The following is a 15031-nucleotide window of genomic DNA, read 5'->3' as shown; positions in this document are numbered from 1 at the left end:
GCCGTCCTCATGGTCGACTGGACTGGTGGCGGCGACACGGGGCCGACGCCAAAGAAGGATGCCATCTGGATGGCTCGTGCCGCAGGCGGCCATGCGGACGCCCCCGAATACGTCCGCAACCGCCTGATCGCGCGCGACAGATTGGCCGAGGAAATCCAGAAGACGCTCGACGCCGGTGAACGTCTGATGATTGGCTTCGATTTTCCCTTCGGCTACCCGCAGGGGTTCGCGCGCCACATCACCGGGTCTGACGATCCCTTTGCGCTTTGGCAATGGATCACCGACCGTGCGGGTGACCTGAAGGATGGCAAAAACCGTTTTGACCTTGCCGCGCAGATGAACGCGCTTTTGCCCGGTGATGGCCCATTCTGGTTCAACGGGATCAAGCGCGAAATTGACGGGTTATCGCGCAAGAAACCTCCGACGCTGCCTGTCACCGAGCTGCGCAAGGCTGAAACCCTCGCCAAGGGCGCTTTCACCTGCTGGCAGATGGGCGGTGCAGGTGCAGTTGGGTCTCAGGTCCTGATGGGTTTGCCGATTCTTCAATCCTTGCGTGCGATGTTCCCGGACCAGATTGCAGTCTGGCCGTTCGAACCTCTCGACCGGCCCATCGCTTTCATCGAAATCTGGCCCTCGCTCATCGCAGCCGAAGTTGCCGCGAACCAGCAGCCAGACGAAATCAAGGATGCGGCCCAAGTCCGCACCCTTGCTGCCGCGGTCTCTCGCCTTTCTCCGACCGAATTGGAGCAAATGCTGGACGTCCACGCCCCGAAAGAAGGCTGGATTTTCGGCCTTGGCCACGAGCAAAAGCTCGCCGCGGCAGCACGACAAGGTCGCCTGCGTAACGACTGTTTCGCTCTTCCTCCCGGCACTCACTGGACGCCGGTCGATGAGGCGATGGATATGCTCCGCGACCGCCTGACCCCAGTCACCGGAACCGAAACCATTCCAGCCCACGCTGCCGGGGGACGCATCCTCGCAAAAGATGCGATTGCCGCAGGCTCCCACCCGCCTCACGCCAACTCCGCTGTTGACGGCTACGGCTTTGCAGGTGGCCTGACACCCGGCCTGCATCACATCCCGCTCGCCGCTGGCCGCGCCGCCGCTGGCGTCCCATGGACCGGCACACTGCCACAGGGACAAGCCCTCCGCATCCTGACCGGTGCTCCGCTCCCAGATGGCGTCGACACCGTTGTGCTTGAGGAAGACGTGCGCGCTACGGAGACAGAGATCACCGTCGAAGGTCCGCTCAAACCGGGCGCGAACACCCGCAAGGCGGGCGAGGATGTGGTGGCAGGCGACATCACCCTGCCCGCCGGTCGCCGCCTGACGGCGCCTGACCTCGCGCTGCTGTCCAGCACGGCGATCAAAGACGTCACTGTCCACCGCCCGCTCCGCGTTGGCATCCTGTCCACTGGTGACGAGGTTCAGCCCCCTGGAGCGCCGCTTGCCCCGGGCCAGATTGCAGACGCAAACCGCCCCATGCTTGCCGAGGTGATCCGCAAATGGGGCTATGAGGTCGTCGATCTGGGCATCGCCCGCGACGACCGAGGCGACGTCGAAAACAAACTCAACCAAGGTGCCTCACAGGCCGACGTCATCCTGACATCCGGCGGCGCGTCGGCTGGTGACGAGGACCACGTGTCGGCCCTGCTGCGCGGCACTGGTTCCATGGCGCTTTGGCGGATTGCCGTGAAACCGGGGCGCCCATTGGCCTTGGCTGTGTGGAACGGCGCGCCCGTTTTTGGCCTGCCCGGAAATCCTGTCGCCGCCTTCGTCTGCACGCTCATCTTCGCGCGCCCAGCGCTGTCGGCACTCGCCGGAGCAGGCTGGTCAGAGCCGATCAAGCTCACCGTCCCGGCGGCTTTTTCAAAGAACAAGAAACCCGGTCGCCGCGAATATCTGCGCGCGCGCCTGACAAACGGCTGCTCAGAAGTGTTCGGGTCCGAGGGATCAGGCCGCGTCTCCGGTCTCTCGTGGGCCGATGGCCTCGTTGAATTGCCAGACGGTGCTGCCGTGATCGAACCGGGCACGCCCGTGACCTACATGCCCTTCGCGGGCTTTGGCCTATGACCATCAAAGTGATACCCGGTTTTGCAGAGGCCCACCGCGCCGAAGCCTCAGAGCTTTTCTGGCAGGCCTTCGAGGGTAAACTGATGACGCCGCTGGGTCCCCGAGAAAAGGCCCTCAGGTTCATCGCCCCCAACCTGAGCCGGAACTTTGCCTTCAGCGCCTGCGCGCCGGATGGCAGCCTGCTGGGTGTGGCGGGAATCAAGACCGAAAAAGGCGGGTTCCTGACCGGCGATCTGAAGGATCTGAACGCAATCTACGGGCGGATCGGCGGGCTTTGGCGCGGAATACTTCTCGAACAATTTGAACGTCCTGTCGCGCCGGGTACGCTCTTGATGGACGGGATTTTCGTCAAACACAGCGCACGCGGCCAAGGTGTCGGCACCGAATTGCTCAAGGCGATCATCTGGACGGCAGAAATGAACGGCTATCAAGATGTCCGCCTTGATGTGATCGACACCAATCCGAGGGCTCGGGCGCTTTACGAAAGGCGTGGCTTTGCGCCCGCAGGCACCGTTTCAACCGGTTTCCTCGCACCTCTCATGGGGTTCAAGACAGCCACGACCATGTTGCGACCTGTGACGCCTGCAGGTGATCAGCGCGTTAGCTGAACATCCCGGTGACACGCCCCATCAGCATGAACGCCCGCGCGGTGCGGGTGTTGCTGAGTTCCGAGATATCCTCATCAGTCGCATCCTGCTCGAACTCGCTTAGCATCGTGTCAAACTTCCGCAGGAAGTGGTGCACCGCATCACGAAAAATCGCGTCCGACCGCATCCGTCCCGCTGCGAGGGCAAGCGCTGAGCGATCCCGGATACCGCCGAGAACAGCCACTGCCGCCCCACGCTCGCCTTGTGCAAAACGGCGCCAGATGTCCGGTTTCGCGCGATCAGGGCGCAGGTCGTCCATGTAAATGCCGTCTTGGCTCAGAAGCGTCAGAACATCTTGGCTGGCTTGGATCAGGCCTGCGGCCTTGCGATCCTTCAGCGCGCGCCGCAGCGCGGTGAACCCTTCCTGATCTTCTGCCGTTTCGGGGAAATTCAACGCCCGAATGAAATCTGCGCGGTCAACGGGCGGCTCGAGATCCTCTGGCGGGGTCCCCAACTGCAAAGCGGGTTGATCCATATCGACCGATGGCTTGCTCTCCGCAGCCCGCGCCGGGGCCGCCCCAGCCTTTTCGCGAGACGACGCAAAGGTGGCAACGGCGGTCTCGGTCTGCTTGGCGGCCTGTGCGATTTCATCGAGTTTCTTTTCGACTTCGGGCTGCTTTGCGATCCCGTGGGCCTGCCGGTCGGCAACATAGGTCTGGCGCATCGCATCAATCGCTGCCTGCAAACGACGGCTTTCTTCGCGCACGATCCGCGCCGACCGTGCCGCCGAAGCCGCAACCCAGATGACAGCCACCGGAAGGAACACGGCCAGCAAAGTCATGACAAATTGGAGCGTGTCGCGGTTTTCTGCCTCGAATACCGATGTCCCGCCCATCCCAAGGAAGAATACGGCAGACCCAAGCAACCACAGCGCAGAGAGCGCAATCGCGATCACTTCGATTGCGGACATGCCCTGATTCTTTGGCGTGTCATAGACGCCTAGATTGGTCTGGTTATCGGGCTTCTTGGCCATTTCGCGGTTCCGGATCGCGCCTTGGGCGTCAGACGAAGGAAATACTCAGGATCTCGTAACTGCGCACACCACCTGGCGTGCGAACCTCGACACTATCGCCTTCATCTTTGCCGATCAGCGCGCGCGCCAATGGGGATTTGATGTTCAGGCGGCCGTTTTCGATGTCGGCTTCAGGCTCACCCACAATCTGATAGGTCTTTTCTTCGTCGGTATCTTCATCGACGATCTCGACAGTGGCACCAAACTTGATCGTGCCCGAAAATTGCGCTGGATCGATCACATCAGCAAGGCCCATGATGGCCTCAAGCTCTTTGATCCGACCCTCGATGAATCCCTGCTTTTCACGTGCGGAATGATACTCGGCGTTTTCCTTGAGGTCGCCCAGTTCGCGCGCTTCTGCAATCGCCGCGATGATCGCAGGGCGTTCGACAGATTTCAGGTTCTTCAGTTCTGCTTCCAGACGCTCATGGCCGCCCGGCGTCAGTGGTATCTTGTCCATGTCGGTCCCCTTTCAGAGGTCAGCCGATGTGACCCAAGCAGGGGACCGAATGCAAGCGGATAAGGCGCTTCTTCGCCGGAGCGGCGATCAAGAATAGCAGACCACTTCGAATTCGATGCCATCCGCATCATGAAAGTAGAAACGCTCACCCGGTTCGTAATCATAGTGTTCACCCGGCGTGAAACCGGCAGCGACCACGCGGTCATGGACGGCCTGTAAATCGTCGACCGTCACAGCCAGATGGTTTAGCCCGCCGCGGTTCACATAGCGCGGAACAGCCGCTCCCGGCTCCTTTTTCGGCTGATAAAGCGCGATATAGCTGTTCTCTGTTCCGCAATGCACGGTCAGACCGACGCCGCCCATCCCCTCACCTTCCCAACGGATGTGCCAGCCAAAGACATCTGCCATCCAAGCGGCTGTCTTGTGGGCGTCAGACACGGTCACGTTCGCATGTTCCAACTCGACCATAACGATCTCCTTTTCGAATTGATCGCCACCTCTGTAATTCCTCAAGTTAACTTGAGCTCAAGCCCTTTCTTGCGCAAAATCAGTACATGCAAAATCTTTCCATCGGCACCATCGCCGCGCGCACGGGGCTCGCCGTATCTGCAATCCGATATTACGAGGACGAAGGCCTCGTGCATCCCGGCCGCAATGCAGGCGGCCAGCGCCGCTATGAACGCGCCGACATTCGCCGCCTGAGCTTTGTGATGATCGCGCAGCAGATGGGGTTCTCGATTGCCGAAATCCGCGCGGCCTTGTCCTCATTGCCAGAGGGGCGCACACCCACCAAATCCGATTGGACCCGTCTAAGCGAAGGCTTCCGCGCCCAATTGGACCAGCGAATCGAGCGCCTGCAAAAACTGCGCAGCACGCTAGATGGCTGCATCGGTTGCGGCTGTCTGAGCCTTGAGGCCTGCAAACTCTACAACCCCACCGACCGCGCCGCCCAAAAAGGGGCCGGGCCTAGGTATCTTTTGGGCAACTCATCAGCCGAAATTCTCTCGGAAATCGAAAAAGAGTGACCCAAAGTCGCGAACAGACCTTTTAACGCGCCGTCCTGATTGACCCTTTTGGCAACACCGCCGATATCTGCGTCAAACAGGATCATGGGTACGAATATGTCGGAAATCGAACGCGAAGCGATGGAATATGACGTGGTGATCGTCGGTGCAGGTCCAGCAGGCCTGTCCGCCGCCATCCGTCTGAAACAGATCAACGCAGACCTTGAGGTCGTCGTCCTCGAAAAGGGGTCCGAGGTTGGTGCGCATATCCTGTCGGGCGCGGTGCTTGATCCTGCGGGCCTTGATCGCCTGATCCCAGACTGGAAGGACAAAGGTGCGCCTGTCACCGTCGAGGTAAAGGAAGACAATTTCTACATCCTCGGCGAAGACGGCCAAATCCGCCTGCCAAATGCGCTGATGCCGCCGCTGATGAACAACCACGGCAACTACATCGTCTCGATGGGCAATGTGTGCCGCTGGCTGGCAGAGCAAGCCGAGGCAATGGGCGTCGAGATCTTCCCTGGCATGGCCTGCTCTGAGCTGGTCTATGGCGATAACGGCGAACTCAAAGGCGTCGTCGCGGGCGTCTTCGGGCTTGAGGCTGACGGATCTTACGGCCCCGACACCGAGCCGGGCATGGAACTGCACGGCAAATACGTCTTCCTGTCGGAAGGTGTGCGCGGGTCGCTGTCCAAGGAAATCATCGCCAAATACAACCTCGACGCCAATTGCGATGTGCCGAAATTCGGCATTGGCATGAAGGAAATCTGGGAAGTCAAACCAGAGAACCACAACGAAGGCGAAGTCACCCACTCCATGGGTTGGCCGCTGGGTTGGAAAAACGGTGGCGGGTCGTTCATGTACCACCTGGACAACAACCAGGTTTATGTCGGCTACATCGTCAATCTGGACTACAAGAACCCGTACCTGTTCCCCTACATGGAATTTCAGCGGTGGAAGCATCACTCGCGCATCGCCAAGGTGCTCGAAGGTGGCCGCCGCGTCGCCTATGGCGCTCGCGCAGTGACCAAGGGCGGCTTCCAGTCGATCCCAGAGGTATCGTTCCCCGGTGGTGCATTGCTCGGCTGCTCGGCGGGGCTGGTGAACCTGCCGCGGATCAAGGGCAACCACAACGCCATGCATTCGGGCATCGAAGCGGCAGAAGCCGCCGCTGCCGCGATCGAGGCGGGCCGTTCTGGCGACCGGCTGACCGACTATGACACGGCATTGAAGACCGGGCCGGTGGGTCAGGACCTCAAGCCTGTCCGCAACGTCGCGCCTCTCAACGCCAAGCTGGGGCCGCTGGGCGGATTGATCGCTGGTGGCTTTGACATGTGGTTCCAGACGATCTTCAAGACCTCGCTCTTCGGCACGCTCAAGCACGGCAAAACCGACGCGCAGGCGACCGAGACCAAGTATCATCACGAACCCATCGACTATCCAAAACCCGATGGAAAACTGTCGTTTGACCGTCTGACAAATGTCAGCTTCTCGATGACGAACCACGAGGAATCGCAACCCGCGCACCTGCGCCTGACCGATCCCGATATTCCGGTGAACAAGAACCTCGCCGAATATGCTGGCCCTTCGGCCCGGTATTGCCCGGCAGGCGTCTACGAATTCGTCGAGGAAGAAGGCAAACCCACCCGGTTCCAGATCAACTTCCAGAACTGTGTCCACTGCAAGACCTGCGATATCAAAGACCCAAGCCAGAACATCACTTGGGTCACGCCACAGGGTGGCGACGGACCGAACTATCCGAACATGTGATGATTCCCCATCTGCTCGGGTGACCTTGGCGTCAGTCGGGCAATTTGGGTCAGAACGACGCAAGGTTGCTAAAATTGTGATCGAAAAAGGCGGCTGCAGGGCGTTCTGCGAGCCGCCTTTTTAACTGGTGACATTGCGCCCGTGTCTTTGACTGATAGTCTCGGCCCAAGGGAGCCAACGCGCAGAAACAGGCGCGAGGGGAGATTTTGATGACGACCAAGACTATTCTGGGCCTCGTGATCGCCATGGGTATGTCTGTATCCGCATCGGCCGACACGATCTTTTTCGGGACATCCGGATCCTATCTGGCCGCGCGACAAGCCGCAGCCGACCGAGACTTCAAATCCGCCGCCCGGTTCTACACCGAGGCGCTGAACCGGCATCCGGGCAACCACGCGCATATGGAAAACGCGATGGCGGCGTATCTCGCGTTGGGCGACATGCCCGCCGCATCGGATTTGGCACAGCGCATGCTGCAAAGCGGCTCCAACAGCCAGATCGCGCATATGGTCAGCGTCACCAATGACCTGATGGCTGGCAGTTTCACAACCGTGACTGACAGCTTGTCTGAGGCAACGCGCATCGGCCCTCTGGTCGATAGCCTTGTCCACGCATGGAGCCTGATTGGCGACGGATACACCGATGACGGCCTCAGTGCGTTTGACGCCATCGCAGACGACAATGGTCTGCGTGAGTTCGCGCTGTATCACAAAGCCCTGGCACTTGGGATGGTAGGCGAATACGGCGGGGCCGAAGCGATCTTGTCTGGCGAAGCCGAAGGTCCGATTACCCACACGCGGCGCGGCATCATTGCCCGCGCGCAGATGCTCAGCCAACTTGACCGCAATGCGGATGCCATCACGCTGATTACAGAGGTCTTCGGCACCTCCCCTGACGCAACACTGTCATCCCTCCTGCGCCGGTTGCGGGCGGGCGAACCCATCCCGTTTACTCAAGTGAAATCCGCCTCTGACGGCGCAGCCGAGGTGTTTTACACAATAGGTGCGGCGTTGAACGGAGAGGCTCGCGACAGCTATTCCCTTCTTTACACTCGTCTGGCCGAAGCGCTTGATCCTGCTCATATTGATGCGATCCTGCTGTCGGCTGAGTATCTGGAAAAGCTGGGCCGCCACGATCTGGCAACCGCCGCATATGATCGCGTGCCACGCAACGCACCGGAATTCGTCTCGGCGGAACTGGGCCGCGCAAGCGCGCTGAGCTCTGACGATCGACCCGACGCAGCTGTCGAAGTCCTTAGCCAACTGGCCGAAGCCTTTCCTGACGATCCAAACATCCACATCCGTTTGGGCGACACGCTGCGCCGGATGGAGTCCTACCGTGACGCCGCAGACGCCTATGATGCCGGGATCGCGCTTTATACGGAAAGCTCTCCGCGCCAGTGGTTCACCTATTTCGCGCGCGGGATCACCCATGAACGTTCAGGAAATTGGGACGCCGCAGAGGCTGATTTCAGGCATGCTCTGACACTGCAGCCTGAGCAGCCACAGGTCTTGAACTATCTTGGCTATTCGCTGGTCGAAAAGAACCTCAAACTGGACGAGGCGCTGGCGATGATCGAAACGGCGGCCATCGCGCGTCCTGACAGCGGGCACATTATGGATAGCCTCGGCTGGGTCCTCTATCGGCTTGGCCGCGCGGACGAAGCCGTCGCCCCTATGGAAGCCGCCGTCGAACTGATGGCCACGGACCCGATCATCAACGACCATCTTGGAGACGTCTATTGGTCCGTTGGACGCTATACAGAGGCGCGTTTCCAATGGAACCGGGCGATGTCATTCGGGCCAGAGGAGGAGGATGCCAACCGCATCCGTCGCAAGCTCGATATCGGCCTTGATGCCGTTCTCGCAGAAGAAAAGGAAGCGGCCATTGCCGTTGCCCAAGACGGCTAAGGCCTTTGCCCCTGCCAAGGTCAACCTGACCCTGCATGTCACAGGACAGCGGGAAGATGGGTATCATCTGCTCGACAGTTTGGTTGTGTTTGCCGATATCGGTGACCGAATTTCGCTCACCCGCACCTCTGACGCGCGGCTGAACGTGGCAGGCCCCATGACCGATGGGGTCCCAACAGATGCCAGCAATCTGGTCTGGAAAGCAGCCCGGATGATGGAGGCAGACAACGAGGTCGCCATCCTTTTGGAAAAGCATCTACCAGCCGCCGCAGGCATCGGCGGCGGCAGCTCTGATGCCGCGGCGACACTCCGCGCCCTCGCTCGGTTGCTGGACCGCCCACTGCCCACGGATACCGCCCAACTCGGTGCGGATGTCCCCGTTTGCATGGCCACACAAACGACACGCATGTCCGGCATTGGCGAGGTGCTGACACCTGTCACGCTTCCTGCCTTGCCCGCTGTACTGATCAACCCGGGTGTAGAGGTGCCGACCGGGCCCGTCTTTCAAGCCCTGCCCAGCAAAACCAACGCCCCGATGCCAGAGGCGCTTCCCGCCTTCGACACTGTCATCGACTGCGCCGCGTGGATTGGCACCCAACGCAATGACCTCGAACCTCCGGCGCGCGAGCTGGCTCCGGAAATCGATACCGTCATTGATGAACTTAATCTGGCTCCTGAATGCCTTTTGGCACGCATGTCAGGATCTGGTGCAACCTGCTTTGGCCTCTTTCCTGACACGGACACGGCCCGCGCGGCGGCAACCCTGATCAGCGCGCGAAACCCGGTCTGGTGGGTCGAAGCGTGTGTATTGGGCTAGGCCGCGACCAACCCCAACTGATCCAGCACCCATTCGTTTGGCACCACGTCAATCGTCAGGTTCACCCGCTCTTCCGTGCCGTGGTGCAGCACCTGATGGCGATCGTTAAGCTTCATGTACCAGCATTCGCCTGGCTGCATAGGAACCGCTTCACCGTTCAGTAGAAAATCGACGTCGTCTGTGGGCGTGATCGGGATCGTCAGGCGCACCACGCTGTCCGGCACATCCAACCCAAGCGTTGGGTCAGTGTGTTCCTGCACCTCTGCCCCGCCTTCTAGCCGCAGAAGACGGGCCAGCGTCAGGGTGGTCACGTCCCGGAACCCATCAATCACCGACTTGATATAGGGAATGTCGCTGAGATCGCCGTTGTCTACGGATGGGGCGCGGGACGCCCCGGAGTGCTGGCTGAGATCGCCGGGTACGGTCAGCATCACGACAGAGTAATACATGAACGGCTTTGCCAGATCGCGGCTCAACTCGTCCAGCATGCGCTGTGCATCAAACTGAAGCGGTAGCTTAATCCGGTCAGCAGCCTCAAACATGTCACACCCCCTATGGTTGAAGGAAGGCTACCGTCAGCACCGATGATGGGTCAAGCGAAGGGTGTGTACAAAGAAAAAGGGCCACCCAAAGGCGACCCTCCAATTTATTCTGTCCCGGAATCAGTGACCCAGAATCTGGCTCAGGAACAGCTTTGTCCGGTCCGATTTCGGGTTCATAAAGAACTCTTCCGGCTCGTTCTGCTCGACGATCTGACCCGCATCCATAAAGATCACGCGGTTGGCGACCTGACGGGCAAAGCCCATCTCGTGCGTCACGCAGAGCATGGTCATGCCCTCTTCCGCGAGCTCGATCATGGTGTCGAGCACCTCTTTGATCATCTCGGGGTCGAGCGCCGAGGTAGGTTCGTCGAACAGCATGATGCGCGGCTTCATGCACAGCGACCGGGCAATCGCCACACGCTGCTGCTGACCACCTGACAACTGACCGGGATACTTGTTCGCCTGATCGGGGATCTTCACCTTTTCAAGGAAATGCATCGCCACTTCTTCGGCCTCTTTCTTGGGCGTCTTGCGCACCCAGATCGGAGCCAGCGTACAGTTCTCAAGGATTGTCAGATGCGGGAACAGGTTGAAGTGCTGGAAGCACATGCCAACCTCTGACCGGATCGTGTCGATGTTCTTGAGGTCCGACGACAAGAGCGTGCCGTCCACCGTGATCGACCCTGCCTGATGTTCTTCAAGCGCGTTGATGCAGCGGATCAGCGTCGATTTACCGGACCCTGACGGACCACAGATCACGATCCGTTCGCCGCGATATACGGTCAGGTCGATGTCTCGCAGAACGTGGAACGCTCCGTACCATTTGTTCATGCTCTGGATGTCGATGGCGACCTCGTCCGAGACTTTCATCTGCGAGGTATCCACGTCCATGTTGGTCTGAAGTTCAGCCATGTTGATCACCTATGATCTGTGCGCAGCTGGCGTTCGAGCCACTGCGAATATTGCGAAATGCCGTAGCAGACGACGAAGAAGAGCAAGGCCGCAAAGCCAAACGCCTCCCAGTAAATGCCGGTCCAGGCCGTCGATGACAGGATCGGGCCGCGCAACACGCCAACCAGATCGAACATCGAAATCACCGACACCAGCGTCGTATCCTTGAACAGACCCACCGCCACGTTCACGATCCCAGGGATCGAAATCTTGAGCGCTTGCGGCAGGATGATCAGACGCATCGACTGCGAGTAGTTTAGGCCCAGGCTGTCGCCCGCCTCATACTGACCCTTCGGCAAGGCGGCGAGGCCACCCCGGATCACCTCGGCAATATAGGCTGCCGAGAACATCGTGATCATGATGATCACCCGCAGGATCAGGTCGAGGTTTGTCCCCGGAGGGAAGAAGTAGGCCAGAACCACGTTCGCCACGAAGAGCAGAGTGATCAGCGGCACGCCCCGAATGAACTCAATGAACACCACGCAGATGCCCTTGATGATCGGCATAGACGACTGACGCCCCAGCGCGAGTACAATACCGAGCGGCAGTGACAGGGAAACGCAGATCGTGCCGAGGATCATGTTGAGCATGAAGCCCCCCATGTCACGGCTTGGAACCTCTTGCAGTGCGATGAACCCGGGCATCGCGCCCGAAATCAACCCGCCGATGAACCACACGACGGAGGCGGTCACCACAAAGGATGCAAGCCCTGCCGCAAACCCCGAGGCGCGTTCGGCCCATGTGAAGGCATAGTAGCCTGCCACAAAACCGACCATGACCATGATCGGGATCATGATGGTCCCGCCCCAGATCAGCCAGTAGGCGAGGAATGGATAAAGCGCCGAGAGGATCAAGAGCTTGCGCGGCAGTTTCGAGAACAGCACCGGCGCAACGCAAACCAGAAGCAGAGCAAAGGCCAGCAAAGGCCGCCAGTACTGATCATCCGGATATGCAATGCCAAAGATCATCTGACGCCAGCGGTCCTGCAGAACCGAGAAACAGGCCCCGGTCGCGCCATCCAGAATTTGCCGACACGTCGCCAGATCGGACGTGCCCCAGACCCCGTTTGCGAACCACGGATACACCGCGATGACGCCGCGCACGATGAAGTAGATCGACAGGATGGTCAGGATCGAGTTGACCCAGCTCGAGAACAGGTTCTCGCGCACCCATTTGATCACACCAGTTTCTGTCGCCGGTGGCGGCGCTGGCGGGATTTGTGTTTCGCGAACGAAGGCGACGGTTTGTGCATGTGTGTCGCTCATATCACCGCTCCTTCAGTTTCACTGAGTTGTTGTAGACGTTCATGATCGCGGAAATGCTCAACGACACGATCAGATAGAACAGCATCAGAAGCAGGATGGACTCAATCGCCCGGCCCGTCTGGTTCAGCGTGATGCCACCCAGTGTACCAGTGATGTCCATATATCCCACCGCGATTGCGAGTGAGCTGTTCTTGGTGATGTTCAGATACTGCGAAATCAGCGGCGGGATGATGACCCGCAGCGCCTGTGGCAGGATCACAAGGTTCATGATCCGACCCGGACGCATACCCAACGCAGCAGCGGCCTCGGTTTGACCTTTGCTGATCGCCTGAATACCGGCCCGCACATTCTCCGCGATGAAGGCACCGGTATAGATCGCCAAGGCGAACCAAAGCGCGATCAGCGACAACCGCAGGTGAATACCATCTCGGAAGTTAAACCCACGCAGTTCCGGGTATTGCAACGACACCGGCTGGCCCAATGCAAAGAAAGCCAGCAAGCCCGGGGCGATCAGGATCGCCAGAGACGGCCAGCCCGTCGGAAGCAGTCTACCGGTGCTGTAAAGCAGCGACCGCGCATAGCGGCGATAGGCGAAAACGCCCACGATCGACGCCAGAACAACAAGCCAGAAGATGCCCGATCCTTCGCCATTCACGAATGACGGGATGTAAACGCCCCGGTTTGTAAAGGCCACAGCGTCGAACCACATGCTCGCGACAGGATCATCGCCGCGGAAATCACGTGGCTGCGGAAAGGCATTCGACATCGCCAGAAAGATGATCAGGATCCAGATCAGCACAGGCACGTTGCGGAATGCTTCCACATAAATGCTCATCAGCTTGCTGACGATCCAGTTGTTCGACAAGCGCAAAACACCGGCGATGATGCCTAGGACTGTCGCTGAAATACAGGCGAGGAACGCCACGATCAGTGTATTGATCGCCCCTACGATAGAGGCCCGAGCATGGGTCGACTGCGATGTATATTCGATTGGTCGCTGGTTAATATCGTAGCCAGCGGGTTCGCCCAGAAACGCCCAACTGATGTTCAAACCATTGGCGGCAAGGTTCGCCAAAAGGTTTGAGATCAGATAGCCGATGCCAAAGATCAGCGCGAGCAGGGCAAGAAATTGAAATGTATAGGATCGGTAGCGGGTATCATTGATCAGCATTCCGATGCGGAAGCCGTCGTTCCCCGCCCCTGGATCAGAGATGGTCGACATGGGTCGTCCTCTGTTGGCGTCGGGTCCCCTTCCGGTACTTTTCGTACTCTCAGGTTTCGGGTTTCACCCTAACCTCAATGACCCGGCAGTTATTGGATATGAAAAGGGCGCGGGATGACCGCGCCCTTCCCAATCAGGTACTTAGCGGAATGGTGGCGAGTAGATCAGGCCGCCATCGGTCCACTGTGCGTTCAGGCCGCGTGCCAGACCAATGTTGGTCGACTCGCCGATGTTGTTTGCGAACACTTCACCATAGTTGCCGCCAACCATGATCGCGCGCTTCGCCCACTCGGCGTCCAGACCCAGCATCTCGCCCAGGGTGCCTTCGGTACCCAGCAGACGGTTGATTTCAGGGTTGTTGCCCGCTTCCATCGACATCTCGGAGATGTTGTCCGAAGTCACGCCCAGCTCTTCAGCAGTGATCAGAGCGTTCAGAGTCCAGCGAACGATGTCGCCCCACTCGTGGTCGCCGTGGCGAACCAGTGGGCCCAGTGGCTCTTTCGAAACGACTTCTGGCAGAACCACATAGTCGTCTGGGTTGGCAAAGTTTGCACGCTGTGCGGCCAGAGCCGAACGGTCAGTGGTGTAAACGTCGCACGAACCAGCGGTGAACAGCTGAACAGCTTCCGAACCGGTTTCGATTGGCACTGGCTCATACGAGATGCCGTTCGAGCGGAAGAAGTCCGCCAGGTTCAGTTCGGTGGTGGTGCCGGTTTGGATACAGACAGTCGCGCCGTCCAGTTCCTTCGCCGAAGTCACGCCCAGGTCCTTTGGAACCATGAAGCCTTGACCGTCGTAGTAGTTCACGCCGGTGAATTCGAACTTCAGGTCAACGTCGCGCGAGAATGTCCATGTGGTGTTACGGGCCAGCATGTCGATTTCGCCCGATGCCAGCGCGGTAAAGCGTGTCTTACCGGTGGTTGGAACGAATTCAACGGCGTTGCCGTCGCCCAGAACAGCAGCAGCAACTGCGCGGCAGACCGCCACGTCAAAGCCCTGCCATACGCCATTCGCGTCAGGCTCAGCAAAACCTGGAACGCCGGTGGTCACACCGCAGTTCAGAGTTCCGCGTGCTTTCACATCATCCAGCGTCGCAGCACCCGCTGCGCCAGCCGCCAGACCGGCGACCGTCAGTGCGCCAAGAATGACCGATTTTTTCATATTAACCTCTTCCTGATTTCCCCGCCGTGATGACGGGTTTTGTGTCCGATGACTTAGTGCATCGACCCTCGCCAGCCAGTCTCCCCTCTGGCAATAGAGCAAAGTGTGCTCACAACTTGCTGCAATCGTCAACAGGTCGTTGAGGAAAACCGCGTCAAAAAAGGCGAATTTTTCATCTTTTGCAAAGTCCGAAAGCG

14 protein-coding genes are annotated in these 15031 nt (G+C 59.3%); 6 read left to right on the top strand and 8 right to left on the bottom strand.

Features of this window, described 5'->3' with window-relative positions:
* Nucleotides 1–9 precede the first annotated feature (9 nt).
* Nucleotides 10–2073, top strand: coding sequence for a molybdopterin-binding protein (locus FE702_RS13905; protein WP_186827095.1), 2064 nt, complete (start codon nucleotides 10–12; stop codon nucleotides 2071–2073).
* Nucleotides 2070–2681, top strand: coding sequence for a GNAT family N-acetyltransferase (locus FE702_RS13900; protein WP_147126932.1), 612 nt, complete (start codon nucleotides 2070–2072; stop codon nucleotides 2679–2681). The genes FE702_RS13905 and FE702_RS13900 overlap by 4 nt, the downstream gene beginning before the upstream one ends.
* Here FE702_RS13900 and FE702_RS13895 read toward each other — a convergent pair.
* The 3 genes from FE702_RS13895 to FE702_RS13885 all read right to left on the bottom strand — a co-directional run bounded on the left by FE702_RS13895 (nucleotide 2674) and on the right by FE702_RS13885 (nucleotide 4660).
* On the bottom strand, nucleotides 2674–3693 hold the full coding sequence (locus FE702_RS13895; protein ID WP_147126931.1) for a hypothetical protein: 1020 nt from the start codon (nucleotides 3691–3693) through the stop codon (nucleotides 2674–2676). The genes FE702_RS13900 and FE702_RS13895 overlap by 8 nt on opposite strands.
* Nucleotides 3694–3721: 28 nt before the next feature.
* Nucleotides 3722–4192, bottom strand: a complete 471-nt coding sequence (gene greA / locus FE702_RS13890; protein ID WP_147126930.1) for a transcription elongation factor GreA — start codon at nucleotides 4190–4192, stop codon at nucleotides 3722–3724.
* Between the two features lie 87 nt (nucleotides 4193–4279).
* Nucleotides 4280–4660, bottom strand: a complete 381-nt coding sequence (locus FE702_RS13885) for a VOC family protein (RefSeq protein WP_147126929.1) — start codon at nucleotides 4658–4660, stop codon at nucleotides 4280–4282.
* Between the two features lie 86 nt (nucleotides 4661–4746).
* On the opposite strand from FE702_RS13885, the gene soxR reads away from it, so the two are divergent.
* The 4 genes from soxR to FE702_RS13865 all read left to right on the top strand — a co-directional run bounded on the left by soxR (nucleotide 4747) and on the right by FE702_RS13865 (nucleotide 9693).
* Nucleotides 4747–5217, top strand: coding sequence for a redox-sensitive transcriptional activator SoxR (gene soxR / locus FE702_RS13880; protein WP_147126928.1), 471 nt, complete (start codon nucleotides 4747–4749; stop codon nucleotides 5215–5217).
* Nucleotides 5218–5313: 96 nt separating this feature from the next.
* On the top strand, nucleotides 5314–6966 hold the full coding sequence (locus tag FE702_RS13875) for an electron transfer flavoprotein-ubiquinone oxidoreductase (RefSeq protein WP_147127445.1): 1653 nt from the start codon (nucleotides 5314–5316) through the stop codon (nucleotides 6964–6966).
* Between the two features lie 209 nt (nucleotides 6967–7175).
* Complete coding sequence (locus FE702_RS13870; protein ID WP_255449693.1) at nucleotides 7176–8876, top strand: tetratricopeptide repeat protein; 1701 nt, start codon at nucleotides 7176–7178, stop codon at nucleotides 8874–8876.
* Entirely contained in the window at nucleotides 8854–9693 is an 840-nt protein-coding gene (locus FE702_RS13865) for a 4-(cytidine 5'-diphospho)-2-C-methyl-D-erythritol kinase (RefSeq protein WP_255449692.1), read from the top strand. Before FE702_RS13870 ends, FE702_RS13865 begins: the two co-directional genes overlap by 23 nt.
* On the opposite strand, the gene FE702_RS13860 is transcribed toward FE702_RS13865, so the two are convergent.
* From FE702_RS13860 to FE702_RS13840, 5 genes are all read right to left on the bottom strand, one after another.
* A complete protein-coding gene (locus FE702_RS13860; protein WP_147126927.1) occupies nucleotides 9690–10235 on the bottom strand; it encodes an aspartyl/asparaginyl beta-hydroxylase domain-containing protein in 546 nt (181 codons plus the stop codon). The genes FE702_RS13865 and FE702_RS13860 overlap by 4 nt on opposite strands.
* 120 nt (nucleotides 10236–10355) lie before the next feature.
* Nucleotides 10356–11147: an amino acid ABC transporter ATP-binding protein gene (locus FE702_RS13855; RefSeq protein WP_147126926.1), complete on the bottom strand. Its 792-nt coding sequence runs from the start codon at nucleotides 11145–11147 to the stop codon at nucleotides 10356–10358.
* Nucleotides 11148–11152: 5 nt separating this feature from the next.
* Nucleotides 11153–12451: an amino acid ABC transporter permease gene (locus FE702_RS13850; RefSeq protein ID WP_147126925.1), complete on the bottom strand. Its 1299-nt coding sequence runs from the start codon at nucleotides 12449–12451 to the stop codon at nucleotides 11153–11155.
* Between the two features lies 1 nt (nucleotide 12452).
* Entirely contained in the window at nucleotides 12453–13673 is a 1221-nt protein-coding gene (locus FE702_RS13845) for an amino acid ABC transporter permease (RefSeq protein ID WP_147126924.1), read from the bottom strand.
* Nucleotides 13674–13814: 141 nt separating this feature from the next.
* Nucleotides 13815–14834, bottom strand: a complete 1020-nt coding sequence (locus tag FE702_RS13840; protein ID WP_147126923.1) for an amino acid ABC transporter substrate-binding protein — start codon at nucleotides 14832–14834, stop codon at nucleotides 13815–13817.
* Between the last annotated feature and the right edge of the window lie 197 nt (nucleotides 14835–15031).

This window comes from Shimia ponticola (assembly GCF_007995215.1).
Lineage (GTDB): Bacteria > Pseudomonadota > Alphaproteobacteria > Rhodobacterales > Rhodobacteraceae > Shimia_B > Shimia_B ponticola.
Note: the sequence above shows the minus strand (reverse complement) of the source record. Positions and strands in the feature narration are given on the sequence as shown.